Origin of the sequence: Pseudomonas sp. ATCC 13867 (genome assembly GCF_000349845.1) — a bacterium.
GTDB lineage: Bacteria > Pseudomonadota > Gammaproteobacteria > Pseudomonadales > Pseudomonadaceae > Pseudomonas.
This window is the reverse complement of record NC_020829.1, coordinates 1,576,905-1,600,045: the sequence shown is the minus strand read 5'-3', so window position 1 is coordinate 1,600,045 and position 23,141 is coordinate 1,576,905. Positions and strand designations below refer to the sequence as shown.

Genomic DNA, 23,141 nt, shown 5'->3' with positions numbered 1-23,141 from the left:
CTGCTGTCACGCCAGGCCTTGCAACAAACTCGTACGGTTCAGCTTTCGTACAGTCTGAGCCAATAACCGTGAAAATGCCTGCCCCAGCTCAGCTTTATGTGGATCGATGGATCGGCTAGGGTAGGCGCCCGTACGAGGAGCGCTCATGGATTACTTCATCATCGTCGTCACCACCGCCGCCGGCCTGTACTTCCACTGGTGGATCTACTGGCGCATCCGCCGCTGGATGGATCGCGACCTCGCGCTGTCGCTGGCGGGCGATGATCCGGCCAAGCGCGGCTACCTGCTGCAGCGCCTGGAAGAAGCCAAGCGCCAGCGCGTCAAACGCCGCGACCTGCCCCAATGGTTGCAGCAGGCCGCCGACGATTACCGCGCCGCCTGAGCCAGCGTCCAGAACCGCGCCAAGGCTTCGGCGCGCCGTTCCAGCTCTCCCGCCGCCCGGGCACAGGCCTGGGCCAGGCTGATAGGCCCCGGCACCAGGCTGAACGCGGCCTCGATCCCCTCCTCCCGCAGTTCATCCAATCCTTCGCCCAGACTGCCGGCCAATGCGATCACCGGTACCCCGGCACGACGCGCCAGGCGCGCCACGCCGACCGGCGTCTTGCCGTGCAGGCTCTGGCCATCCAGGCGGCCTTCGCCGGTGATCACCAGCCCGGCGCCTTGCAGCGCCTGCTCCAGCCCCGACAACTCGGCGACCAGCTCGATACCCGGACGGAAGCGCGCCTTGAGGAAAGCCCGGCTGGCGAAGCCCAGGCCTCCCGCCGCCCCGACGCCGGGAAACAGGCTGTGATCCTCGCCCAGCGTTCGCGCGGCAACCTCGGCGAAATGCCGCAGCGCTGCATCCAGTTGTTCCACCTGGGCCGGGCTTGCGCCCTTCTGCGGCCCGAACACCGCCGAGGCGCCGTGCGCTCCGCACAGGGGATTGTTCACATCGGCGGCGACTTCGATCTCCACCTGCCGCAGGCGCGGATCGAGGCCGGACAGGTCGATCGCCATCAGCGTACCGAGCGCCGCGCCGCCGTCCCCCAGCTTGGCACCCTGGGCATCCAGGAAGCGAGCGCCCAGCGCTTGCAGCAAGCCCAGCCCGGCATCGTTGGTGGCGCTGCCGCCCAGCCCGAGAATGATCTTGCGCGCGCCGGCCTCCAGCGCCTCGTGCAGCAGCTCACCGGTACCCCGGCTGGTGGTGCGGGTCGCGTCGCGCTTGCGCTCCGGCACCCAGTGCAAGCCACTGGCGGCCGCCATTTCGATCACTGCGGTGCCGTCCTCGAGCCATCCCCAGTGTGCCGTCACCGGCTGCCCGAGCGGACCGCAGACCCGGCACTCGCGCCGCTCGCCCGGCTTGGCGGCCAGCAGCGCATCCACCGTGCCCTCCCCGCCGTCCGCCATCGGCCGCAGCAGCACCTCATCGGTTGGGCGCGCACGCAGCCAGCCACGGGCGATGGCCCGGGCGACGTCGGGTGCGCAAAGGCTTTCCTTGAAGGAATCCGGGGCGATGACGACTTTCATGGAGGCAGGTCCGTCGTGCGGAGGGATGAAGGCATCCTACACCGCATGAAAGACGAACATGGACCAGACCTGCAGGAGCGAACTTGCTCGCGAACAACCCCGTAGCGGTGGCTGGTTCGCGAGCAAGCTCGCTCCTACGAAAAGCGCATCGTCGTGACGGTGATGCACGGGTCAGTCAGGGGGCGAGACGCTCGCGCACCCAGGCGCCGTTCTCGACGCGGAAATTGAGACGATCATGCAGGCGGCTCGGACGCCCCTGCCAGAACTCGATGCGACTCGGCAGCAGGCGGTACCCGCCCCAGAAATCCGGGCAGGTCGGCGCCGTATCGGCGAAGCGCTTTTCGGTTTCCGCGAGCAGTTGCTCCAGCTCGCCGCGTCCGTCGATCACCCGGCTCTGCGGCGATGCCCAGGCCCCCAGTCGACTGCCCAGCGGGCGTACCCGGTAATAGGCGGCGGATTCTTCGCCGGAGACCTTCTCGACCTGCCCCTCGATGCGCACCTGGCGCTCCAGCGCCGGCCAGAAGAAGGTCATGGCCGCACGCGGGTTTTCACCCAGTTGCTGGCCCTTGGCGCTTTCGTAGTTGCTGAAGAAGGTGAAGCCGCGCTCATCCAGGCCCTTGAGCAGAAGCACCCGGCAATGCGGCTGCCCCTGGGCGTCCACGGTGGCAAGCATCATCGCGTTGGGTTCGACCGGCAGTTGCTCGGTCTTCACGGCCTCCTCGAACCACTGGTGGAACAGACTGAAAGGCTCGACGGGAGCCTGGGACTCATTCAGTCCGTCACGGGTATATTCGCGGCGCATATCGGCCAGGGTCTGAGCCATCGGAAGTCTCCTCGGAACGAAGGCCCCAAGCTTATCCAGAGTTGCGCCTTCGCGCTTGATCCACGACAAGCGACATTCCACTCGGAATGCCGCTTCCGTGAGCCGGGATCAGTTTTTCTGCGCCAGCGCCAGCAGGCTGGTGCGTTGGGTCAGCAGCACTTCGACGCGGCGATTCTGCGCGCGGCCCTCGACGCTGCCATTGTCGGCGCGCGGCAGGCTCGAACCGACGCCCTTCAGGCGCAGCCGGTCGGCGCCCAGGCCGCTCAGGCGGAAGATCGACGACACCGCCTGGGCACGCTGCAGGCTGACCTTGTCATTGAGCGCCTTGTCGCCCGAGCTGTCGCTGTGGCCCAGCACCAGCACGCCGCTTTCCGGGTCGTTCTGCAGCATCTTCGCGACATTGCCCAGCGGGCCGAGGGTGATCGGCAGCAGGAGCTCGGGACGCTTGGGATTGAAGGAGCTGTCCACCGGCGCGATCAGCACCAGTGCATTCTCGCGACGCTCGACGGTGAACTTGCTGCCGGCCACCGCCGCACGCAGGCTCTGCTCGCGCTGGTCCAGCCATTCCTTGCTTACTTGCAGGGTCTGCGGTTTCGCGCTCTTCTCCCCGGCGACCTGGCTATCGCCGGCACCGAACGGCCACCACCAGCGGTCGCCAGGCTGTTTGTCGGCGGCCGAGGCAATCCTGGGTGCCTCGACGGGCTTTTTCTCCACTGCCGGGGCCGCAGCGGTCGTCTCGACGTCCTTGCCGAAGGGCCACCATCCGTGGCTGCTGCCGGCAGCCGGGGCAGCGGCGGTGCTCTCCTTGTCCTTGGCCTGGAACTGACTGCAGGCGGACAGGCCGATGCAGAGGGCGAGCATGGAGATCTTCAGCGCATTCATGAGAGCGATTCCATAAGTCGGAACATGAAGGGAGACTGGAGCGCCACTGGCAGGCAGTGGCGCCCTGACTTCAGCAATCAGCTTAAGAATTGAGCATAACTTACTCAGTTGGAACGAGATTTTAAGTCCCAACTGACGAGCGGTGCATGCCAATGGCTATGCGAAGGCCGTCACAGTCGAGGACGGCCTTTCGAAGGCGCGGTGGGAAGAAGGTTCCTCCCGTCCGTCGCTACAGGCACTCGCCGGCGATGCGCGCCAGGCGCTGGGCGCGGGGGTCCATCAGCACGTAGGGGCCAAGGGTGTTGGTGACGAAGCCGAAGGCGAGCCCGCGCTCGGGGTCGGCGAAACCGATGGAACCGCCAGCGCCTGGGTGGCCGAAGACCCGTGGGCCGAGGCCATAGGTGGCGTTGGCCACGCTTGGTTGGTCAAGCATGCAGCCCAGGCCGAAGCGCGTACAGGTCAACAAGGTTCGATCCTCGCCAACGGCATGTTCGCGGGTGAGTTCGGCCAGCAGCGCGTCGTCCAGCAGCCTGCCCTGCAGCAGGCCGCTGTAGAAACCGGCCAGCGAGCGCGCGTTGCCGTGGCCGTTGGCCGCCGGCTGCGACATGCGCCGCCATTCCGGCTTGTTGGTGCTGGTGAGTACCGACGGCGGATTGGTGAAGGCGCGGGTGGAGAGCGCCGCAGGCTCGGTCATCATGGTCTTGAGCAGGCGCTGGGCGGCGGCATCGCCCAGGTTGCCCTTGCCACGGGCGATATGCGCCACGCGGTGAAACTCGGCGTCGTCCAAGCCGATATGGAAATCCAGCCCCAGCGGCTCAGCGGTGCGCGCGATGATGGCGGCACCCGGCTCACGGCCATCGACACGGCGGATCACTTCGCCGATCAGCCAACCGTAGGTGATCGGCGCGTAACCGTGCTCGACGCCCGGCGTCCACCAGGGCGTCTCGGCGGCCAGCGCAGCGGTCATGCTCGACCAGTCATAAAGGGCCTCCGGCGCCAGCGGCTCGCGGACCGCCGGCAGGCCGGCGCGATGGCAGAGCAGTTGGCGCACGGTGATGGCCTGCTTGCCGGCCTGGGCGAATTCCGGCCAGTAGCGTGCCACCGGGGCATCGAGCTCAAGCCTGCCCTCCCCCACCAGTTGCAGGGCGGCGACGGCCGCGAAGGTCTTGGTGCAGGAGAACAGGTTGAGCAGCGTATCGGCCTGCCAGTCCTGGCCAGGCTCCTTGCCCGCGCTGCCGGCCCAGAGGTCGACCAGCGTCTCGCCGCCAACCTGGATGCACAGCGCCGCACCGCGTTCCTGCGGGTCTTCGAACAGGGCGCTGAAGGCGTCGGCAACAGGGGTGAAGCGGTGGTCGCAATGGCCGTGCAGGGTCATCGGAATCTCCAGTGGGTGGGGCATGAACGAAGGGGCGGAGGCACCATTGTTCCAGCGCACTCCACCCCTGTGAACCCCGCTAAAGGCGGGTATCGGCCTTACGAATGACGCCTCATTGGCTGTCGGCCTGTTCCTCGTCGGCGTCGCCGGCGTCCGCCGGTACCGGTTTGGGTTCCGGCGCGGCCTTCGCCGCCGCGCGAGCCTGCTCGTCGATGGCCTTGAGCGCCTGCTGGTTGGCCTTGCGCACGGCGTCGACGAAGCCGGTGAACGGCAGGTCGGTGATGCCGACCAGGCCGATGTGGCCGTTCTCGCCATCGAGCAGGCGACCGGTCACCGGCTGGTCAAGGTACTGGAACCAGTGCGCGCCGACGACGTTCGGGGCCTTCACCGCCTCGGCGAGGAAGCGCCGGTAGGCTTCGCCGCGCTGCTGCTCGTTGTACACCTCGGCCACCCCGCCCCAGAACGGCCCGCGGTCACGGGAGCCGAAGTGGAACTCGGTGATCAGCACCGGCTTGTCCAGGCTGTTCACGTAGTTGGCGTCATAGCCCTGGTGCGGCAGCGGCACGTAGAGGTTGAAGCTGAGCAGGTCGCAGTACTGCGCGCAGGACGCCAGCGCCTCCGGCGTGCTGACGGCAAAACGCGGACCGAGCAACAGGTGGTTGGGCGCATGCCACTTCAGCGCGTCCTTGAGGGTCTTGAAGTACTGGTCGGCATACAGGCGCAGGAAGGCGCTGTAGTCCTGGGCGACGGCCGGATGTGCGTCGCTCGGCTGCGGCGCCTGGTAGCCGGGCGCGTCGAGGTCCTCCCAGGCGGCGATGGGCACGCCCCAGGCCTCGGCCAGCGCCTCGTGATCCGTGTACTTGTCCTTCAACTGTTTGATGAAGGCGCGCTTGGCCGGGCTGTCGGTGGACAGTTTCAGCGCCCCGAAGGCCAGCGCATAGTGCGACTGCGCATCGTCGCCGCGTCCGGCCCAGGCCAGCTCGTTGTCGGCGTAGTAGCCGAGCAGCCAGGCGTCCTCGCGATGGTCGCGAGCGGCGATGGCGATGGCGCGTTCGGCGGCCATCGCAAAGCGCGGGTCGAACGGGTCGGGCATGGCGCCCCACCAGTCGTAGCCGGTGCTGACGGTGGAATAGTCGCCGCTGATGGACAGCGGCACGCTGTAGGGCAGGCGCGGCGCCTCGGCGAACGCCGGATCGCTCCAGTCGCCCAGGGTGTTGAAGCCCCAGGCGCCGAGACGCTGCAGGGTGCGTTCGCGCCAGGCGGTCGCCGCGGCATCGCCGGTCAGCCCGCCATCGGTACGGAAGCGGTTGGCGGCGTAGAAGTCATACCAGCGGCCATTGCCGAAGGCCCGTCCTTGCTGGGCGCCGACGCCGCTGCGGTCGTCGCTCTGGCCGTAGAAGGCCGCCAGCGGATCGCCTTCCTTGGGCAGGCTGGCGAACATGTATTCACGGCCTTCGACGTAGGTCTGGCTGCTGTCGGCGTTCACCGCGTTGACGCCCAGGGACCAGAACGAATGCCCTTCGGGCGTGACCAGCCACCAGCGGCCATTGCGCTTCTCGGTGCGGAAGAAACCGGTGCCTTCGAAGGCCGGGCCATCCAGCAGGCCGCCAAAGGCATCGCGCCCCGTCGCCGGCTGCCATTTTTTCAGTTGTTCGCCTTCGGCATTCCAGGCATTGGCAAGCTGCTCGGCGCTCTTCACCTTTTCCGGCCAGTCGCCACGGCTGGCCTGGCCGAAGCCATCGACGATACCGGTATAGGCCTTGCGCCACTGGTCGCCGTCGGCATAGGTGCCGAAGCGGCCCAGGAGGATGTCCTGCGCCGCCTTGGGCGCATTCAGGTAGAGCTTCACCGCGCCGACCTGGCTGCGGTTCAGCTCGCCGCTCACCTTGCTGGCCAGCAGCAGGCGCTGGCCATCCTGGGTAACGGGCATGGGCACGCCGGCGCGCATGCCGAAATCTTCCGGCGCGGTGCCCCGCAACGGAATCAGCAGGGTCTGCGCCGGACCGGGCGGCAACGCGATGCTGGCATGCAGCCCCGGCGCGCCGGCGACACCTTCGATCGCCACTTCCAGGGTGATGGCCCAGTCCATGCCGTTCTGGATGCGCAGGCTCATGCTGTCGGCCTGGGACCAGTCCCAGCTGCCGTTGGCCGGCGCCAGGCTCAGGGTCGGCCGGGGTGCGGGGCTGAAGCTCACCCGCCGCAGGATCTCGCCTTCGGGCGTAGCCTCGGCGGTGGTGCTGGGCAGGTCGGCGTTCTGCGTGGTGACGGTGACCACGGCCATCGGTTTGACGAAGTTGAACAGGGTTTCATTGCCGCCGGCCGACCAGGCCGGGGCACTGGCAATGGCCAGGCTGAGCAGCAGCGGCAGATGCCAACGCATCGATGTCATGTGTTCGAGTCCTTGCAGCACGCCCGCCGAGTGGCGGGCGTTCGTTTGACAGCAAGCGCGCGATGGCGCTCCCGCGCACTCAAGCGATTTCGCGGCGGAAGGGAGGCAGCGCGTTGAGAATGGCCTTGCCGTAGCGTTGGGTCACCACGCGGCGGTCCAGCAGCGTGATGGTGCCGCGGTCCTGCTCGGTGCGCAGCAGGCGCCCACAGGCCTGTACCAGGCGCAGCGAGGCGTCGGGCACGGCGATCTCCATGAACGGGTTGCCGCCACGCGCCTCGATCCATTCCGACAGCGCCGCTTCCACCGGGTCGTCCGGCACGGCGAAGGGAATCTTGGCGATCACCACGTGCTCGCAATAGGCACCGGGCAGGTCCACACCCTCGGAGAAGCTGGCCAGGCCGAACAGCACGCTCGGCTCGCCATCGTCGACCCGCGAGCGGTGCTTGTTCAGGGTTTCCTGCTTGGACAGGTTGCCCTGGATCAGCACGCGCTTGCGCCAGTCGCGGTCCAGGCCGTCGAAGACCTCCTGCATCTGCTTGCGCGAAGAGAACAGGATCAGCGAACCGCGCGAACCTTCGACGATCTCCGGCAGCTCGCGGATGATCGCCGCGGTGTGGGCGGCGGCATCGCGCGGGTCGGCCTTGAGGTCGGGCACCCGCAGCACACCGGCGTCGGCATGGTGGAACGGGCTCGGCACCACGGCGGTGACGGCGGCACGCGGCAGGCCGGCGCGCATGCGATAGCGGTCGAAGGTGCCCAGCGCGGTAAGCGTCGCCGAGGTCACCAGCACGCCGTAGGCCACGTTCCACAGGTTGCGGCGCAGGGTCTCGGCGGCGAGGATCGGGCTGGCGTTGGCTTCGATGTCGTAGAAGGTGCCGCTCTCGGCCAGGGTCAGCCAGCGCGCCATCGGCGGGCTGTCTTCCGGGTCCTCGCAGGTGAAGGCGGTCCACAGTTCCCAGTTGCCCTGGGCGCGGGACAGCAGGCTGCCGAACAGCGGGTACCACTCCTCGGCCTGGTAACTGGCGATGCCGACGCTGCCCTCCCCGTCCATGGCTTCCTTGAGCAGTTCGGTGAGGCGGGTGAAGAGGTCGGTGAGCTTGGAGAAGCCCTTCTTCAGCTCGATGCCCATTTCGCGGATGTGCTCGGGGATCACCCCGCCCTCGAAGCGATGGCGCGGCCGCTCGCGGCCTTCCATGTCCTCGCCGGCGCGGAAGTCGCCGACCTCCTCGCAGGCGGTGAACATGAACTGCTGGTGCGTGCGCAGCTCGCGGGCCAGCTCCGGCACCTGCTCGATCAGGCGGCCGAGGTCACCCGGCAGCGGGTTCTGCGCCAGCAGCTTGGTCAGGTTCTTCTCCACCTGGCCCAGCCAGTCGGCGGTGGCGCGCAGGCGGGTGAAGTGGGCGAAGTGGCCGATGGCCTTGTCCGGCAGGTGATGGCCTTCGTCGAATACGTAGAGGGTGTCGCGCGGGTCCGGCAGGATCGCGCCGCCGCCCAGGGCGAGGTCGGCCAGCACCAGGTCATGGTTGGTGACGATCACGTCGACCTTGGTCATGCCTTCGCGCGCCTTGTAGAAGGCGCACTGCTGGAAGTTCGGGCAATGGCGATTGGTGCACTGGCTGTGGTCGGTGGTGACCTGCGCCCACTGCGCGTCCTCGATGGCCTCGGGCCAGGAGTCGCGGTCGCCGTCCCAGCGGTTGCCCGCCAGGCGCTCGATCATCTGGTTGAACAGCTTGGTGGAGGTCTCGTCCACGTCGATGCGGAAGCCTTCCTCCTCGAACAGCTGGGCGGTGGCGCTCTGTGCCTGGCCTTCCTGCAGCAGATGGTCGAGCTTGGACAGGCACATGTAGCGCCCGCGCCCCTTGGCCAGGGCGAAGCTGAACGACAGGCCGGAATTGCGCAGCAGGTCGGGCAGGTCCTTGTGGACGATCTGCTCCTGCAGGGCGACGGTGGCGGTGGCGACGACCAGGCGCTTGCCGGCAGCCTTGGCGCAGGCGATGGCGGCGAGGCTGTAGGCGACGGTCTTGCCGGTGCCGGTGCCGGCTTCCACGGCGACCACGGCGGCATCGCCCAGGCGATGGCCTTCCTCGTCGCTGGCGACGGTCCCCAGGACCTTGGCGACTTCGGCGATCATCAGGCGCTGGCCGTAGCGCGGCTTGAGTTCCTTGGCCTCGAGGAAGCGCGAATAGGCGCCCTGGATCGTGGCCTTGAGTTCGGTGCTGAGCATGGACTTCCCGGGCCCCGGACACGCCCTGGCGGACATATCCGGATGCTGGATAAATTTTCAGTGGTTCGAATCGGCGGCTATGATAGCGCGCTTGACTTCAATCGCCAGCGGAGATCGTCCGAATGACACCCTTTGCCTTCGTCTATGCCCTGCACGTCCTGGCCGCCCTGGTCTGGGTCGGCGGCATGTTCTTCGCCTGGATGGTGCTGCGCCCGGCCGCCGTCGCCGCGCTGGAGGCGCCGCCCCGGCTGAAGCTGTGGCTGGAGGTATTCCCGCGCTTCTTCCGCTGGGTGTGGGCGGCGGTGATCCTGCTGCCGGTGACCGGCATGGGCATGCTGCACCTGAGCTTCAACGGCATGGCCGGCGCGCCGCGTTATGTGCAGGTGATGATGGGCCTCTACGTGGCGATGCTCGCGCTGTTCCTGCGCCTCCAGGCGCTGCAACTGCCGGAGCTGCGCCACGCGGTGGAAGCGCAGGACTGGCCCGCAGGCGGCGCCGCGCTGGGCAAGATCCGCAAGACCGTGGGCCTGAACCTGCTGATCGGCATGGCGCTGGTGGCTTTCGTCGCCGCGCGCCCGCACTGGTAAATCGCTGCGCCCGCCCGCTTGCCGGGCGGGCCTGGCATCAGAAGCGTTTCACATCCAGGCGACCTTCGCGGCCCGCAGGACCTTCCGTGCCGCCCTTGCCATCCGAGCCCGGACGCTCGCCGGCCACCGAATAGAACCAGCAACCGCGCTCGGCACTGCGCGGCCCCGCCTTGCCCGCCTTGCCGCCGGCACCACCGGCGCCGCCCTCGAGACGCACCCTCACCCGCTCGACGTCGAACTGTTCCGGCACCTCCAGGCGCACCACGCCGCCGGCCGCGCCAGAGCTGCCATTGGCACCATCCTGACCATTGCCGGCGGGCCTCCCGCTGCCCCACAGGCAACCGGAGGTCTGCGCGCTGCCACCGTCCAGGCCGTCATAGCCCGGTGCGCCGACACCGCCGCGCACGTCGATCAACAGGTTCTCCACCTGCACGTCCTGCAGGTGCAGGACCAGGTTGCGGCCGCCGCTGGCCGGCTTGCTGAAGCTGCCCGAGCCGCCCTGCGCGGCAATCACGCTGCCGTCGGCCAGATTGCCGTGCTGAACATCGATCTGCAGCGTATCGCCACCGGGGAACACGCCCAGGCGCGCGTTCTTCGCCAGGTCCAGCTCGCCGATCTTCAGCACCTTCACCCGCGACGGAATGAGCAGCGCGCCTTCCTCGCCGACGCTGATGCGATCCAGGCTCAGGCTATCGCCCTTCACCGGCAGGCGCAGCACGGTATTGGCCTGGACCGAGACGTTTCCGGCAGCCGAACACGCCAGCGGCGCGCACAGCGCCAGGCCCAGCAACGACTTACGCATGGGTATCTCCTTCTACCTTCGCGGATGCCGGTCGCTCAGCCGCCGGCTGCGGCAAGGTGGCGAAATGGAAGACGCCGAACAGCAGTATCTGCAGACGGTCCATCCCCGGATGAGGTCGACCGCGCAGGCGTTTGCGCAGCGCCAGGACCTCGATGACGTGAATCAGCAGAATCAGCGCGCCGGCCGCATTGAGCAACGTACCAAAGGGATGTGCGAAAGGCTGGATCAGATTGGCCAGCACCGCCAGCCAGAACAGCAGGGCAATCAGCTTGCCCAAACCCAACAACGCCTTCATGAGATACCCCCGTTTTTTTCTTTGTCGGGGAACATACTCTGCTGCCGGAAGCGATGCCAGTGGCAAGCCACTATGACAAAGGGGGCCAGATGGCCCCCTTTGAGCACTCCATCACGCCTGGATCATTGACGCGTGATCTTGATCTCCACGCGGCGGTTCTCGGCGCGGCCTTCCTTGGTCTTGTTGTCGGCGACCGGCTGGCTCTCGCCATAGCCTTCGACCGACTTGATGCTGCTCGCCGGAACGCCCGCATCGACCAGATAGTTCGTCACGGCGTGGGCACGGCGCTCGGACAGTTTCTGGTTGTAGGCATCGCTGCCGACGCTGTCGGTGTGACCGGCAATGTTCAGCTCGGTGGTCGCCGCTTCGCCCTTCAGGCGGGTGGCGATGGTGTCGAGCTTGTCCTTGTCCTGCGCGTCGATCTTCGACGAGTCGAAGGCGAAGTGCAGGTCACGCACGACGATGGTCTCTTCCTTGGGCAATGGAGCCGGAGCGGGCTCAGGAGCCGGAGCGGGCGGCGGAACCTCCGCCACTTGTTCCTCGGCACCATGCACCCAGCAATAGGACGCCCCCAGCACACCGCCAATCAAGGCACCCCAACCCGCCCAGGCACTGCTTTCCGTAGCGCCCAGACCAGCGCCGCCGACACCGCCAACCACGGCGCACGTCGGCCAATCGGACTTCTGCAACCCTGCGCAGCCGGTGAGCAACGTGCTGACCAGCAGCAGGGGTAAAGCGGTCCTTGTGATGCTCATAAATTCATCTCTCCTCTAATGATCGGGTCTTGACCGACACTTACCGAGTAAAGACGGCACTGACAGAATGCGCCAGCACTAGGCCACAGGGGTGTCACACGCTAGTCTTCGTCCATCCATCATCGCCTTCGACGAGCCCCATGATTTCATCACGCACACCGCAACAAGCTCTCGCCGCCCTGCTCGACCGCTATGCGCCGCAGCGCCTGCTGCTGGTGGGCGCCAGCCAGATCCCGGCGGTGGATGCCTTCTGCGCCGCGCACCCGGACTGCGAACTGTTCCACGCCCCCGCCGGCGCGCTACCGGCGGACATCGCCGCGCACCGCTACGACCTGGCGCTGCTCGCCGACTGCCTGGAGCACCTGCCTCGGCGCGACGCCCAGCAACTGGTGGGCGGTATCCGCAACCTCAACAGCAGCAAGGTTGCCGTGCTGGTCGACCTGGACGCCGCGCAGGCCCAGGACACCGATTTCTACGCGCTGGCCATGCAGGCCAGCGAACGCTTCCAGCGCGACGCGCAGGTGCTCACCCTGTTCACCTACGATCTGCACGAATACAAGCAGGTCCCGGACTGGCTCAACGCCAAGTTCTGGGCCAACCCGGAAAACTTTGGGAAGTACTGGTGGTGACCATGACCGAACCGACCTGCCCCTGCGGAAGCGGCCGTCCTTTACCCGAATGCTGCGGCCGCTTCCATGCCGGCCAGCGCGCGCCCACGGCCGAGGCCCTGATGCGTTCGCGCTACAGCGCCTACGCCCTGGGCCTGGTGGACTACCTGCGCGATACCACCCTACCCGCCCAGCAGGCCAGCCTGGACCTGGAGGCCATCCGCACCTGGAGCCTGGGCAGCACCTGGCTGGGACTGGAGGTGGAAAGCCACGAAGTGCTCGGCGGCCAGCCGGAACATGCGCGGGTCACCTTCATCGCCCGCTGGCACGACGGCAACGGCGAGCACAGCCATCGCGAGTGCTCGGGTTTCGTCCAGCGCGAAGGCCACTGGTACTTCCTCGACCCGACCGTGCCGATGAAGCTCGGGCGCAACGATCCGTGTCCCTGCGGCGCCGGTGGCAAGCTGAAGAAATGCTGCGGACCGTGGATCGAGTGAATCGCGAACTCCCCCCACTTGGGGACGTTCGGTGTCTGGGCTAGAATCCGCGCTTTTTTCCGGGGCGGCGGTGTTTCGCCGCACCGGCTACCCCTGCCGGACCTCGCCATGCTGCTGACCGTTCTCTATATCATCGCCATCACCGCCGAAGCCATGACCGGCGCACTCTCCGCTGGACGCCGCAGCATGGACCTGTTCGGCGTGGTGCTGGTGGCCTGCGTCACCGCCCTGGGTGGCGGCTCGGTGCGCGACATGCTGCTGGGCCATTACCCGCTGACCTGGGTACGCCACCCGGAATACCTGGCGCTGACTGCCGGCGCGGCACTGGTCACCGTGTTCATCGCCCCGCTGATGCGCCACCTGCGCTCGCTGTTCCTCGCGCTGGACGCCGTGGGCCTGGTGGCCTTCACCCTGATCGGCTGCCAGGTCAGCCTGGAAATGGGCCACAGCCTGCTGATCGCGGCGGTCAGCGGCGTGATCACCGGGGTCTTCGGCGGCATCCTGCGGGACATCTTCTGCAACGACGTGCCACTGATCTTCCGTCGCGAACTCTATGCCAGCGTGTCCTTCGCCAGTGCCTGGTGCTACCTGATCTGCCTGCAGATCGACCTGCCCAAGGAGCAGGCCATGCTGATCACCCTGTTCGCCGGCTTCCTGTTCCGCATGCTGGCGATCCGCTTCCGCTGGGAAATGCCCAAGTTCGTCTACCAGGACGATCCGCAGCAGGGCGACTGATCAGTCCGCCAGCTTCAGGTGGCTGGTGTCCGGCGCGGGCGCCGCCGGGGCGGCCTTGGCCTGGCTCATGTCGCTGCCGACCGGGGCGACGCTGAACTGGCTGAGGTCCACGCGCGGCGCCTGGGCCTCGGGTTTCCCGTCCTGCAGGTCGGTGCCCACCGGTGCGAGGCCGAAGTCCGGCGCATCGACGGCAGCAAACGCCGCCATGTACCCGTCGCGCGGCGCCACCTTCAAGCGCCCTTGCGCCTGGGCGGCGGGCGGCTGTGCCGACGCGCTCGCCAGAGCCGCGGCGGGCGGCGGCGCCAGTTCGATCTCCTCGACCGGCGCATCCATGTCCACCACCTCGACAATGGCGCCGGCGCGCTCGATCACGCTGCGGTACTTCTCCGCCGACACCGCGTCCAGGTTGTTCTTGATCACCATGCGCCGGCCGGAGAACAGCAACTCGATGCGCTGAGCATCGGCCTGGAACAGCTTGGCCAGGTTGGCTTTCACGCTGTCGAGCTGGGCACCCGGCACGGTCCGACCCGAAAAGGCGATCTCATAGCGGCTCATCATCACTCTCCTGTGTTAACCCGCCGGTTACATTCGGCCAGTATGGTGCAGCTTCTTTTAACGTAACAACAACTTGCAGCCGAGCAGGTGCTTGGTACACTGGGGCGTCTTGGGGGATAGACATGAATTATCAGGCGCAAATGATAAGAATTTTCAGCCTGTTCTGGCTGCTCGGCCTTGTGTCGGGTTGCAGCTGGATGTCGGGTAACTTCATACAACCAGAAGTGAAACTGGTGAAGGTCGACGTCGTCAAAGCGCGCCTGCTGGAACAGGAATTTACCCTGCACTTCCGCATCGACAATCCGAACGACTTCAGCCTTCCGGTCCGTGGCCTGGCCTACAAGGTCAAGCTGAACGATATCGACCTGGCCGAGGGCGAGTCGAACAACTGGTTCACAGTACCCGCCAACGGCCATGAAACCTTCGAGGTCCCGGTAACCACCAACCTCTGGCGGCACATGAAGTACATCGTCAAGCTGCTGGAAGATCCGGACAAGCCGATCCGCTACCGTCTCGACGGCGAAGTGAAGACCGGCCTGCTGTTCGGCCAAGACGTGCACATCGCTCGCAATGGCGAGATAATTCCCGGCGATTTCATCCCCGAGTGAGCTTCACCATGAGCCAGGAACCCCACGTACACGGTCCGAACTGCAACCACGACCATGATCACGATCACCACCATGACCACCATGACCACGGTCACGTGCACGGCCCGCACTGCAACCACAGCCACGAGCCGGCACGCAATCCGCTGAAGGACGTGGGCCGCAACGATCCATGCCCCTGCGGCAGCGGCAACAAGTTCAAGAAGTGCCACGGCGCCTGAACCACGCCCTGACGCACCCCGCAGAAGGCCCGCCCAGTGCGGGCCTTCTGCTGTCCGTCCCGACGCTCGGCCAGCCGCTGAAAATCCCGCCGCGCGTGGCTTGCACAGCCTCCCTCGGCTCACTAACGTAGCGCCTTTCCACGCGACCCTTTGTGCAGGAGCACACCCTCATGGCCCCGCGAGCCTTCCGCCGGCTTCCCAGCTTCGGCCTTGCCGCCACCCTCAGCGCCGCCGTCAGCCTCGCCGGCTGCCAGAGCTGGCTGAACGACCGTTACGCCGGCAGCGTGACGCCCACCAGCGGCGTGCAGCCGATCAAGGGCCTCGCGGACAACGTATCGATCCGCCGCAACAGCCTGGGCATGCCGTTGATCGAGAGCAGCAACTTCCACGACGCGCTGTTCACCCTGGGCTACGTGCACGCCAGTGACCGCATCAGCCAGATGGTCGGCCTGCGCCTGATGGCCCAGGGGCGCCTGTCGGAAATGGTCGGCCCCGGCGCACTGGAAACCGACCGTTTCATGCGCACAGTGAACCTGAAGAAGGCGGCGGACGCCCTCTATGCCGGCGCCTCGCCGCGCATCAAGCGCTTCTTCGAGACCTATGCGCGCGGCGTCAACGCCTACCTGTTCCGCTACCGCGACAAGCTGCCGATGGACCTGGCCGAATCCGGCTACCGCCCCGAGTACTGGAAGCCAGAGGATTCCGCGCTGGTCTTCAGCCTGCTGAACTTCGGCCTGGCGGTGAACCTGCAGGAGGAAATCGCCTCGCTGGTGCTCGCTCAGAAAGTCGGCGCCGACAAGCTGCCCTGGCTGACACCGATCTACCCGGACGAAGCGCTGCCTCTCGAGGAGGCCGAAAAGCTCAAGGGCCTGCGCCTTGACGGCAAGATTGCCGGCCTCGACGCCCTCGACCGCGCCGCCGGCCAGATCGCCGCCCTGCAGATGATGGGCGTCGCCGCCTCCAACAACTGGGCCATCGCCCCGCAGCGTACGCGCAGCGGCAAGAGCCTCCTGGCCAACGACACCCACCTGCCGCTGTCCATGCCCTCGGTGTGGAACTACGTGCAGATCCGCTCGCCGAAGTTCAGCGCCGCCGGCGTCTCCATCGCCGGCGTACCGGGCGTGGTCGCCGGCTTCAACGGCAAGCTGGCCTGGGGCATGACGATGGTCATGGGCGACAACCAGGACCTCTTCCTCGAACAGGTGAAGCGCCAGGGCGGCAAGCTCTACTACCTCGCCAACGGCCAGTGGAAGCCGGCCATCGAACGCAACGAGACGTTCTTCATCAAGGGCCAGCGGCCGGTCCGTGAGATCATCTACGAGACCCGCCACGGCCCGCTGCTCAACAGCGCCCTGGGCGAGCGCAAGCACGAGTGGCAGCCGCTGCCGCTGTCCAGCGGCTACGGCATTGCCTACCAGAGCATCCAGGGCGAGTCCGACCGTACCCTCGACGCCTTCTTCGACCTGTCCCGTGCGAAGAACGTCGAACAGGCCTTCGATGCCACCCGCGACGTGCGTGCGATGGCGCTGAACATCCTGTTCGCCGACGAGAAGCACATTGGCTGGCAAGTCACCGGGCGCTTCCCCAACCGCAAGGAAGGCCGCGGCCTGCTGCCCTCTCCCGGCTGGGACGGCCGCTACGACTGGGACGGCTACGCCGAGCCGATCCTGCACCCGTCCGACCAGGACCCGGCACAAGGCTGGCTGGGCACCGCCAACCACCGCACCGTGCAGCCCGGCTACGGCGCGCAGCTGTCCAGCTCCTGGTACTACCCGGAGCGCTACGAGCGCATCGCGCAACTGGCCGGCGCCAGCAAGAGCCACGATTACCGCAGCATGATCGCCATGCAGTACGACCAGACCACGCCGTTTGCCGGCAAGCTGCAATCGATGCTGGACGCACCGGGCATGGCGCAACCGCTGAAGAAGGCCATCGACGCCCTGCCCACCGACCAGCGCGCCCGTGCCCGCGAAGCGCTGGACCGGATCATGGCGTTCGACGGCAAGCTCTCGCCGACCTCCTCCGACGCCGCTCTGTACGAGGCCTTCCTGCAGGAAAGCAGCAAGCAGATCTTCCTCGACGAACTGGGGCCGGAAGACAGCCCGGCCTGGAAAGCCTTCGTGGAGAACGCCAATCTCTCCTACTCGGCCCAGGCCGACCACCTGCTGGGCCGCGACGACAGCCCGTTCTGGGACGACGCCCGCACCCCGCAAAAGGAAGACAAGCCGGCGATCCTCGCCCGCAGCCTGGCCGCCGCCATCGCCTTCTGCGAGCAAACGCTGGGCAGCGACCGCCGCGCCTGGCAATGGGGCAAGCTGCACACCTACGAATGGCTCAGCGACAGCACCAGGATGGCGCCCAACCTGAGCGCCGGCCAGCGCGCCAGCCTCAACGCCATCAAAGGCTACCTGGACCGTGGCCCCTACCCCGCCGGCGGCGACCACACGACGCTGAACGTCTCGGCCTATCACTGGGGCCAGGACTTCGATACCTGGCTGATCCCGGCCATGCGCATCGTCGTCGACTTCGGCCAGAGCGAGCCGATGATCGGCCTCAACAGCAGCGGCCAGTCCGGCAACCCGGCCAGCCCGCACTATGCCGACGGCATCGACGCCTGGCTGAAGGGCAACTACATGAGCTTCCCCTTCCAGTCGCAGAACCTGGAGAAGGTCTACGGCGTGAAACGCCTGACGCTGGTCCCGGGCAAGTGACCGACTGAAAAAATTCTCCGGGGTCGGGAACTTGTGTCCCATCCCGGAATCAGAACAGTCGACTTACTCCATGATCATATTCGGGCACCCCTTGGGTGCCTTTCTTTTTTCCCGCCTCACTCCCGCTGTACGCCCCTTCTGCAAGAACCTTCCCGGTTGACACTCCCACGCATCCTTTCGACCAGGAGTCATCGTCATGTCCGAATCCCTCATCGTCATCACCGGCGGCCCCGGCGCCGGCAAAAGCACGCTGCTCGAACACCTGCACCACCATCACGGCCTGAACACCGTCGAGGAAGGCGGTCGGGCGATCATTCGCGAGCAGTTGGCCAGCGGCGGCGATGCCCTGCCGTGGGCGAACCGGGAGGCCTTCTGCCAGGCGATGCTCGCGCACGCGCTGACGACCCGCGAGCGAGCGCTCGATGCGGGTGGATTGTGGCTGTTCGATCGTGGCCTGCCGGATGTGCTGGGGTATGCGCGGCTCTGCGGCCTGCCGATTCCGGAGGAGCTGGAAACCGCCGCAAGGGAACTGCGCTACGGACCGACCGTGTTCCTGGCACCGGCGTGGGAAGCCATCTACCGCAACGACGCCGAACGCCGGCAGGACTTCGCCGAGGCGCAGCGAACGGCCACGATCATGAGCGAGCTTTACGCAGAGTTGGGCTACCGCGTGCTGGAGCTGCCCCGCGGCAGCCTGGAAGAGCGGGCGGAGTTCGTCTTGGCAGAGTGCCCCCCGAAGGTCGCAGCGGCAGATGCCCAATAAAAAACCGGGCCTTGGCCCGGTTCTTCACAACGGCAACGCGATCAGGCCTTGGGCAGGGTAACGCCGGTCTGCCCCTGGTACTTGCCGCCGCGATCGCGGTAGGAGACTTCGCAGGCTTCGTCCGACTGCAGGAACAGCATCTGTGCCACGCCTTCGTTGGCGTAGATTTTCGCCGGCAGGTTGGTGGTGTTGGAGAACTCCAGGGTCACGTGGCCTTCCCACTCCGGCTCCAGCGGTGTGACGTTGACGATGATGCCGCAGCGCGCGTAGGTGCTCTTGCCCAGGCAGATGGTCAGCACGTCGCGCGGAATGCGGAAGTACTCGACGGTACGGGCCAGGGCGAAGGAGTTCGGCGGGATGACGCAAACGTCGCTGTTGATGTCGACGAAACTCTTCTCGTCGAAGTTCTTCGGGTCGACCACAGCCGAATGGATGTTGGTGAACACCTTGAACTCGGCGGCGCAGCGCACATCGTAGCCGTAGCTGGAGACACCGTAGGAGATCACCCGGCTGTCATCGGCACCGCGAATCTGGCGCTCGACGAACGGCTCGATCATGCCGTGCTCCAGAGCCATGCGGCGAATCCACTTGTCCGATTTGATGCTCATGGCGGGCGTCCCGTAGCTGTTGAAAAAAGAAGGCGAATCTTACCGGCAGGCGCGCCGCCCGGCAAAGGGGCGCGCCCGGCGGCATTGTCACGGTTCAGTCGTCGCTGATGGAGATGCTCGGCATGTCCGGCGCGGCCTTCTCGCTCAGGGCGATACGCGCACCGACGCAGCGGGCCATTTCCTGGTAGATCATCGCCAACTGGCTTTCCGGGTCGGCGATCACGGTGGGTTTGCCGCCGTCGGCCTGCATGCGGATGGCCATCGACAGAGGCAGCGACGCCAGCAGCTCCACGCCATACTGCGCCGCCAGCTTCTCGCCGCCACCCTCGCCGAACAGGTGTTCGGCATGGCCGCAGTTGGAGCAGATGTGCACCGCCATGTTCTCCACCACGCCCAGCACCGGGATGTTGACCTTGCGGAACATCTCCACGCCCTTCCTGGCGTCGAGCAGAGCCAGGTCCTGCGGGGTGGTGACGATCACCGAGCCGGCCACCGGCACTTTCTGCGCCAGGGTCAGCTGGATGTCGCCGGTGCCCGGCGGCATGTCGATGACCAGGTAATCCAGGTCGTTCCAGGCGGTCTGGGTGATCAGTTGCAGCAGCGCGCCGGAAACCATCGGACCGCGCCACACCACCGGGGTGTTGTCGTCGGTGAGGAAGGCCATCGACATGACTTCGACGCCGTGGGCTTCCAGGGGGATGAACCACTTCTGCTCGCGGATCTTCGGCCGGGTGCCTTCGGGGATACCGAACATGATGCCCTGGCTCGGGCCATAGATGTCGGCGTCGAGGATGCCGACCCTGGCACCTTCGCGGGCCAGCGCCAGCGCGAGGTTGGCGGCGGTGGTGGACTTGCCCACGCCGCCCTTGCCGGAGGCCACGGCGATGATGTTCTTCACGTTGCTCATGCCCAGCACCTGGGCCTGAGCCTTGTGCGCGGCGATCCGGGTTTCCACCTTGACCTGGGCCGAGTCGACGCCGTCCAGCGCTTCCAGGGCCATCTGCACCGTCTGCGCCAGGCCGTTCTTGAACAGGCCGGCTGCGTAGCCCAGCTCCAGGGTCAGCGCGACGCGCCCGCCCTGGATGTCCAGCTCGCGCAGGTAGCCGGCGTCCAGCAGGTTCTGGCCGGTGTGGGGATCGGTGATCTGGCGGAGAAGGTTTTCTACCGTGGCTCGGTTGGCGGCGCCCATGCGTACTCCCGATGAAAGACTGAGCAGAATAGGCGGGCATAGTACGCCTCTCGCCGCAGCCTTGCTTGGGATCATCGGGAGTAAGCCGGGTTCGCGAGCAAGCTCGCTCCTACGCAAAGCCAGTCCCCTGCGGGGGCGAGCTTGCTCGCGAACAGCCCATGCGCCCAATGGTCGCGGATGGGCTCCGCCCTACAGCCAAGCGGCCCACGGGTGAAAAATTCGCCACGCCCCTATATAGTTGCCGACTTCCCTCGTTTTTCCGTCACGGCCGATCATCATGTCCGAAGCCCGCAAGATCCTCGTCACCAGCGCCCTGCCCTACGCCAACGGTTCGATCCACCTGGGTCACATGCTGGAGTACATCCAGACCGACATCTGGGTGCGTTTCCAGAAGATGCGTGGCAACCAGGCGGTGTACGTGTGCGCGGACGATGCCCACGGTTCGGCCATCATGCTGCGCGCAGAGCGCGAAGGCATCACCTCCGAGCAACTGATCGACGCCGTGCGCGCCGAACACATGGCCGATTTCGCCGACTTCCAGGTGAACTTCGACAACTACTACTCGACCCACTCGGACGAGAACCGCGAGCTGTCGTCCTCCATCTACGTCAAGCTGCGCGAAGCCGGCCACATCGCCACCCGCCCGGTGACCCAGTACTTCGACCCGGAAAAGCAGATGTTCCTGGCCGACCGCTTCATCAAGGGCACCTGCCCGAAGTGCGGCACCGCCGACCAGTACGGCGACAACTGCGAAGCCTGCGGCGCGACCTACTCGCCCACCGAGCTGAAGGACCCGAAATCGGCGATCTCCGGCGCCACGCCGGTGCTCAAGGAGTCGCTGCACTACTTCTTCAAGCTCCCCGACTTCGACGCCATGCTCAAGCAGTGGACCCGCAGCGGCGCCCTGCAGGAGTCGGTGGCGAACAAGATCGCCGAGTGGCTGGATTCCGGCCTGCAGGAATGGGACATCTCCCGCGATGCGCCCTACTTCGGCTTCGAGATCCCGGATGCGCCGGGCAAGTACTTCTACGTCTGGCTGGACGCGCCGATCGGCTACATGGCCAGCTTCCAGAACCTCTGCGCACGCCGTCCGGAGCTGAACTTCGATGCCTACTGGAACAAGGATTCCAAGGCCGAGCTGTACCACTTCATCGGCAAGGACATCGTCAACTTCCATGCGCTGTTCTGGCCGGCCATGCTCGAAGGCGCCGGCTACCGCAAGCCGACCGCGCTGAACGTGCACGGCTACCTGACCGTCAACGGCCAGAAGATGTCCAAGTCGCGCGGCACCTTCGTCAAGGCGCGCACCTACCTGGACCACCTGGACCCGGAATACCTGCGCTACTACTACGCCTCCAAGCTGGGCCGCGGCGTCGACGACCTCGACCTGAACCTCGAGGACTTCGTGCAGAAGGTCAACTCCGACCTGGTCGGCAAGGTGGTCAACATCGCCAGCCGTTGCGCCGGCTTCATCCACAAGGGCAACGCCGGCCTGCTGGTGGGCGCCAATCCGGCGCCGGAACTGGTGGAAGCCTTCCGCAGCGCTGCGCCGAGCATCGCCGCCGCCTACGAAGCCCGCGACTTCGGCCGCGCCATGCGCGAAATCATGGCCCTGGCCGACCAGGCCAACGCCTGGATCGCCGACAAGGCGCCGTGGGCCCTGAACAAGCAGGAAGGCAAGCAGGACGAAGTCCAGGCCATCTGCGCCCTGGGCGTCAACCTGTTCCGCCAGCTGGTGATCTTCCTCAAGCCGGTGCTGCCGAAGCTGGCCGAAGCCGCCGAAGCCTTCCTCAACGTCGCCCCGCTGAAGTGGAGCGACCACGAGCAGCTGCTGGCCAACCACCAGCTGAACCCGTTCAACCCGCTGATGACCCGAATCGAACCCGCGAAAATCGAAGCCATGATCGAAGCCTCCAAGGAAGACCTCGCAGCCTCCGCCGCCCAACCCGTCGGCAATGGCGAACTGGTGAAGAACCCCATCGCCGCCGAAATCAACTTCGACGCCTTCGCCGCCGTCGACCTGCGCATCGCGCTGATCGAGAAGTGTGAGTTCGTCGAGGGCGCCGACAAGCTGCTGCGCCTGACCCTGGATATCGGCGACGAGAAGCGCAACGTGTTCTCCGGCATCAAGAGCGCCTACCCGGAGCCGAGCAAGCTCGAAGGCCGCCTGACCCTCTACGTGGCCAACCTGGCGCCGCGCAAGATGAAGTTCGGCGTCTCCGAAGGCATGGTCCTGGCCGCCGGCCCCGGCGGTTCGGAAATCTACCTGCTGAGCCCGGACAGCGGCGCCAAGCCCGGCCAGCGCGTCAACTGACCGGTAGCCTGCCGCCCGCGAAGCCCAACCGATGTTGGGCTTCGCTGTTTTCAGGCCACGCGGATTGTCTTGCGCCAGCCATGCGCATAAATTATGCGCATATCACCACGGACCATCGCCATGCATGCTCCCTACGATCTCCAGGCCCCGAAGAAGCCGACCAACCTCAGCCTCAACAGCGACCTGCTGAAGAAGGCCCGGGAGCTGGACGTCAACCTGTCCGCCGTGCTGGAAGAGGCGCTGGCCGAAGAGGTCAAACAGCGCCTCGCCCGCCAATGGCTGGAGCAGAACCGCGAGGCCATCGACTCGTACAATCGCCATGTCGAGGAGAACGGTGTGTTCAGCGAGGGACTGCGGAGCTTCTGATGGCGCAGTTCAATCTCTATCGGAATCGCAATCCGCGCTCGCAGGAAGACATTCCGCTGCTGCTGGACGTGCAGAGCGAACTGCTGGATTCGCTGAAGACGCGCATGGTCATTCCGCTGAGCCGCAGCCAGTCGCTGCAGGGCATCAGCCGCCTGACGCCGAAGGTGACCTTCGACGAAATCGACTACCTGCTGCTGACGCCACAGATGGCGGGCATCTCCAGCCGCGATCTGGGCGAGCCGGTCGGCAGCCTGGCGCACTTGCGCGGCGAAATAATCGCGGCTATCGATCTACTGATCACTGGCATCTGAACGGCCATCCGGATGGATAA

24 protein-coding genes are annotated in these 23,141 nt (G+C 66.4%); 12 read left to right on the top strand and 12 right to left on the bottom strand.

The features are described from left to right. The first annotated feature begins 145 nt into the window (after positions 1-145). The gene (locus H681_RS07325) at positions 146-382 is read left to right on the top strand and encodes a hypothetical protein (protein WP_015476212.1); all 237 of its coding nucleotides are present in this window, start codon (positions 146-148) and stop codon (positions 380-382) included. Here the strand turns inward: H681_RS07325 and H681_RS07320 are convergent. The 6 genes from H681_RS07320 to dinG all read right to left on the bottom strand — a co-directional run bounded on the left by H681_RS07320 (position 367) and on the right by dinG (position 9,199). Then, a complete protein-coding gene (locus H681_RS07320; RefSeq protein WP_015476211.1) occupies positions 367-1,506 on the bottom strand; it encodes a glycerate kinase in 1,140 nt (379 codons plus the stop codon). The two genes, H681_RS07325 and H681_RS07320, sit on opposite strands and share 16 nt — an antisense overlap. 175 nt (positions 1,507-1,681) lie before the next feature. Then, positions 1,682-2,329 carry a pyridoxamine 5'-phosphate oxidase gene (gene pdxH / locus H681_RS07315; RefSeq protein ID WP_015476210.1) on the bottom strand — a complete coding sequence of 216 codons (648 nt, stop codon included), beginning with the start codon at positions 2,327-2,329 and terminating at the stop codon, positions 1,682-1,684. Positions 2,330-2,437: 108 nt separating this feature from the next. Next, positions 2,438-3,211: an OmpA family protein gene (locus H681_RS07310; protein ID WP_015476209.1), complete on the bottom strand. Its 774-nt coding sequence runs from the start codon at positions 3,209-3,211 to the stop codon at positions 2,438-2,440. A 229-nt stretch (positions 3,212-3,440) separates the two neighbouring features. After that, the gene (locus H681_RS07305; protein ID WP_015476208.1) at positions 3,441-4,586 is read right to left on the bottom strand and encodes a serine hydrolase domain-containing protein; all 1,146 of its coding nucleotides are present in this window, start codon (positions 4,584-4,586) and stop codon (positions 3,441-3,443) included. Between the two features lie 112 nt (positions 4,587-4,698). Continuing rightward, a complete protein-coding gene (locus tag H681_RS07300; RefSeq protein WP_015476207.1) occupies positions 4,699-6,975 on the bottom strand; it encodes a beta-galactosidase in 2,277 nt (758 codons plus the stop codon). Positions 6,976-7,054: 79 nt separating this feature from the next. Next, positions 7,055-9,199, bottom strand: a complete 2,145-nt coding sequence (gene dinG, locus H681_RS07295) for an ATP-dependent DNA helicase DinG (protein ID WP_015476206.1) — start codon at positions 9,197-9,199, stop codon at positions 7,055-7,057. Positions 9,200-9,321: 122 nt separating this feature from the next. Here dinG and H681_RS07290 point away from each other — a divergent pair, with 122 nt between their 5' ends. Beyond that, positions 9,322-9,786: a CopD family protein gene (locus tag H681_RS07290; protein ID WP_015476205.1), complete on the top strand. Its 465-nt coding sequence runs from the start codon at positions 9,322-9,324 to the stop codon at positions 9,784-9,786. Between the two features lie 37 nt (positions 9,787-9,823). Here H681_RS07290 and H681_RS07285 read toward each other — a convergent pair whose 3' ends face one another. The 3 genes from H681_RS07285 to H681_RS07275 all read right to left on the bottom strand — a co-directional run bounded on the left by H681_RS07285 (position 9,824) and on the right by H681_RS07275 (position 11,638). Further along, entirely contained in the window at positions 9,824-10,588 is a 765-nt protein-coding gene (locus tag H681_RS07285; protein ID WP_015476204.1) for a hypothetical protein, read from the bottom strand. Further along, positions 10,581-10,883, bottom strand: a complete 303-nt coding sequence (locus H681_RS07280) for a DUF1145 domain-containing protein (RefSeq protein WP_015476203.1) — start codon at positions 10,881-10,883, stop codon at positions 10,581-10,583. Before H681_RS07280 ends, H681_RS07285 begins: the two co-directional genes overlap by 8 nt. 122 nt (positions 10,884-11,005) lie before the next feature. After that, positions 11,006-11,638, bottom strand: a complete 633-nt coding sequence (locus H681_RS07275; RefSeq protein ID WP_041711805.1) for an OmpA family protein — start codon at positions 11,636-11,638, stop codon at positions 11,006-11,008. A gap of 140 nt (positions 11,639-11,778) precedes the next feature. On the opposite strand from H681_RS07275, the gene H681_RS07270 reads away from it, so the two are divergent. The 3 genes from H681_RS07270 to H681_RS07260 all read left to right on the top strand — a co-directional run bounded on the left by H681_RS07270 (position 11,779) and on the right by H681_RS07260 (position 13,478). Then, entirely contained in the window at positions 11,779-12,267 is a 489-nt protein-coding gene (locus H681_RS07270; protein ID WP_015476201.1) for a DUF6231 family protein, read from the top strand. A gap of 2 nt (positions 12,268-12,269) precedes the next feature. Then, the gene (locus H681_RS07265; protein ID WP_015476200.1) at positions 12,270-12,743 is read left to right on the top strand and encodes a YchJ family protein; all 474 of its coding nucleotides are present in this window, start codon (positions 12,270-12,272) and stop codon (positions 12,741-12,743) included. A gap of 108 nt (positions 12,744-12,851) precedes the next feature. Beyond that, positions 12,852-13,478, top strand: a complete 627-nt coding sequence (locus tag H681_RS07260; RefSeq protein ID WP_015476199.1) for a trimeric intracellular cation channel family protein — start codon at positions 12,852-12,854, stop codon at positions 13,476-13,478. Here H681_RS07260 and H681_RS07255 read toward each other — a convergent pair whose 3' ends face one another. Then, positions 13,479-14,033, bottom strand: a complete 555-nt coding sequence (locus H681_RS07255) for a hypothetical protein (RefSeq protein ID WP_015476198.1) — start codon at positions 14,031-14,033, stop codon at positions 13,479-13,481. Between the two features lie 122 nt (positions 14,034-14,155). On the opposite strand from H681_RS07255, the gene H681_RS07250 reads away from it, so the two are divergent. The 4 genes from H681_RS07250 to H681_RS07235 all read left to right on the top strand — a co-directional run bounded on the left by H681_RS07250 (position 14,156) and on the right by H681_RS07235 (position 18,333). Further along, on the top strand, positions 14,156-14,641 hold the full coding sequence (locus H681_RS07250) for an LEA type 2 family protein (protein ID WP_041711803.1): 486 nt from the start codon (positions 14,156-14,158) through the stop codon (positions 14,639-14,641). A gap of 8 nt (positions 14,642-14,649) precedes the next feature. Then, on the top strand, positions 14,650-14,859 hold the full coding sequence (locus H681_RS07245) for an SEC-C metal-binding domain-containing protein (RefSeq protein WP_015476196.1): 210 nt from the start codon (positions 14,650-14,652) through the stop codon (positions 14,857-14,859). Between the two features lie 170 nt (positions 14,860-15,029). Then, positions 15,030-17,570: a penicillin acylase family protein gene (locus tag H681_RS07240; protein ID WP_015476195.1), complete on the top strand. Its 2,541-nt coding sequence runs from the start codon at positions 15,030-15,032 to the stop codon at positions 17,568-17,570. Between the two features lie 196 nt (positions 17,571-17,766). Beyond that, the gene (locus tag H681_RS07235) at positions 17,767-18,333 is read left to right on the top strand and encodes an AAA family ATPase (RefSeq protein ID WP_015476194.1); all 567 of its coding nucleotides are present in this window, start codon (positions 17,767-17,769) and stop codon (positions 18,331-18,333) included. Between the two features lie 41 nt (positions 18,334-18,374). On the opposite strand, the gene dcd is transcribed toward H681_RS07235, so the two are convergent. Both dcd and apbC read right to left on the bottom strand, forming a co-directional pair. Continuing rightward, positions 18,375-18,941, bottom strand: a complete 567-nt coding sequence (gene dcd / locus H681_RS07230) for a dCTP deaminase (RefSeq protein WP_015476193.1) — start codon at positions 18,939-18,941, stop codon at positions 18,375-18,377. A 94-nt stretch (positions 18,942-19,035) separates the two neighbouring features. Continuing rightward, on the bottom strand, positions 19,036-20,130 hold the full coding sequence (gene apbC, locus H681_RS07225) for an iron-sulfur cluster carrier protein ApbC (RefSeq protein ID WP_015476192.1): 1,095 nt from the start codon (positions 20,128-20,130) through the stop codon (positions 19,036-19,038). A gap of 277 nt (positions 20,131-20,407) precedes the next feature. Between apbC and metG the strand changes: the two genes are divergently transcribed. The 3 genes from metG (at position 20,408) to H681_RS07210 (ending at position 23,121) form a co-directional block, all read left to right on the top strand. Further along, on the top strand, positions 20,408-22,444 hold the full coding sequence (gene metG / locus H681_RS07220; RefSeq protein ID WP_015476191.1) for a methionine--tRNA ligase: 2,037 nt from the start codon (positions 20,408-20,410) through the stop codon (positions 22,442-22,444). Positions 22,445-22,564: 120 nt separating this feature from the next. Further along, positions 22,565-22,810, top strand: coding sequence for a type II toxin-antitoxin system CcdA family antitoxin (locus H681_RS07215; RefSeq protein WP_015476190.1), 246 nt, complete (start codon positions 22,565-22,567; stop codon positions 22,808-22,810). Continuing rightward, a complete protein-coding gene (locus tag H681_RS07210) occupies positions 22,810-23,121 on the top strand; it encodes a CcdB family protein (protein ID WP_015476189.1) in 312 nt (103 codons plus the stop codon). The genes H681_RS07215 and H681_RS07210 overlap by 1 nt, the downstream gene beginning before the upstream one ends. The last annotated feature ends 20 nt before the right edge of the window (positions 23,122-23,141 follow it).

Excerpts from the sequence above, each read along its gene's own strand:
- H681_RS07235 (WP_015476194.1), top strand. The coding sequence starts at position 17,767 with ATGTCCGAATCCCTCATCGTCATCACCGGCGGCCCCGGCGCCGGCAAA.
- H681_RS07275 (WP_041711805.1), bottom strand. The coding sequence starts at position 11,638 with ATGAGCATCACAAGGACCGCTTTACCCCTGCTGCTGGTCAGCACGTTG.
- H681_RS07250 (WP_041711803.1), top strand. The coding sequence starts at position 14,156 with ATGAATTATCAGGCGCAAATGATAAGAATTTTCAGCCTGTTCTGGCTG.
- H681_RS07320 (WP_015476211.1), bottom strand. The coding sequence starts at position 1,506 with ATGAAAGTCGTCATCGCCCCGGATTCCTTCAAGGAAAGCCTTTGCGCA.
- H681_RS07215 (WP_015476190.1), top strand. The coding sequence starts at position 22,565 with ATGCATGCTCCCTACGATCTCCAGGCCCCGAAGAAGCCGACCAACCTC.
- H681_RS07210 (WP_015476189.1), top strand. The coding sequence starts at position 22,810 with ATGGCGCAGTTCAATCTCTATCGGAATCGCAATCCGCGCTCGCAGGAA.
- H681_RS07325 (WP_015476212.1), top strand. The coding sequence starts at position 146 with ATGGATTACTTCATCATCGTCGTCACCACCGCCGCCGGCCTGTACTTC.
- H681_RS07285 (WP_015476204.1), bottom strand. The coding sequence starts at position 10,588 with ATGCGTAAGTCGTTGCTGGGCCTGGCGCTGTGCGCGCCGCTGGCGTGT.
- H681_RS07290 (WP_015476205.1), top strand. The coding sequence starts at position 9,322 with ATGACACCCTTTGCCTTCGTCTATGCCCTGCACGTCCTGGCCGCCCTG.
- H681_RS07270 (WP_015476201.1), top strand. The coding sequence starts at position 11,779 with ATGATTTCATCACGCACACCGCAACAAGCTCTCGCCGCCCTGCTCGAC.
- H681_RS07265 (WP_015476200.1), top strand. The coding sequence starts at position 12,270 with ATGACCGAACCGACCTGCCCCTGCGGAAGCGGCCGTCCTTTACCCGAA.
- H681_RS07240 (WP_015476195.1), top strand. The coding sequence starts at position 15,030 with ATGGCCCCGCGAGCCTTCCGCCGGCTTCCCAGCTTCGGCCTTGCCGCC.
- apbC (WP_015476192.1), bottom strand. The coding sequence starts at position 20,130 with ATGGGCGCCGCCAACCGAGCCACGGTAGAAAACCTTCTCCGCCAGATC.
- H681_RS07245 (WP_015476196.1), top strand. The coding sequence starts at position 14,650 with ATGAGCCAGGAACCCCACGTACACGGTCCGAACTGCAACCACGACCAT.
- H681_RS07280 (WP_015476203.1), bottom strand. The coding sequence starts at position 10,883 with ATGAAGGCGTTGTTGGGTTTGGGCAAGCTGATTGCCCTGCTGTTCTGG.
- H681_RS07300 (WP_015476207.1), bottom strand. The coding sequence starts at position 6,975 with ATGACATCGATGCGTTGGCATCTGCCGCTGCTGCTCAGCCTGGCCATT.
- dinG (WP_015476206.1), bottom strand. The coding sequence starts at position 9,199 with ATGCTCAGCACCGAACTCAAGGCCACGATCCAGGGCGCCTATTCGCGC.
- H681_RS07260 (WP_015476199.1), top strand. The coding sequence starts at position 12,852 with ATGCTGCTGACCGTTCTCTATATCATCGCCATCACCGCCGAAGCCATG.
- pdxH (WP_015476210.1), bottom strand. The coding sequence starts at position 2,329 with ATGGCTCAGACCCTGGCCGATATGCGCCGCGAATATACCCGTGACGGA.
- H681_RS07255 (WP_015476198.1), bottom strand. The coding sequence starts at position 14,033 with ATGAGCCGCTATGAGATCGCCTTTTCGGGTCGGACCGTGCCGGGTGCC.
- metG (WP_015476191.1), top strand. The coding sequence starts at position 20,408 with ATGTCCGAAGCCCGCAAGATCCTCGTCACCAGCGCCCTGCCCTACGCC.
- dcd (WP_015476193.1), bottom strand. The coding sequence starts at position 18,941 with ATGAGCATCAAATCGGACAAGTGGATTCGCCGCATGGCTCTGGAGCAC.
- H681_RS07310 (WP_015476209.1), bottom strand. The coding sequence starts at position 3,211 with ATGAATGCGCTGAAGATCTCCATGCTCGCCCTCTGCATCGGCCTGTCC.
- H681_RS07305 (WP_015476208.1), bottom strand. The coding sequence starts at position 4,586 with ATGACCCTGCACGGCCATTGCGACCACCGCTTCACCCCTGTTGCCGAC.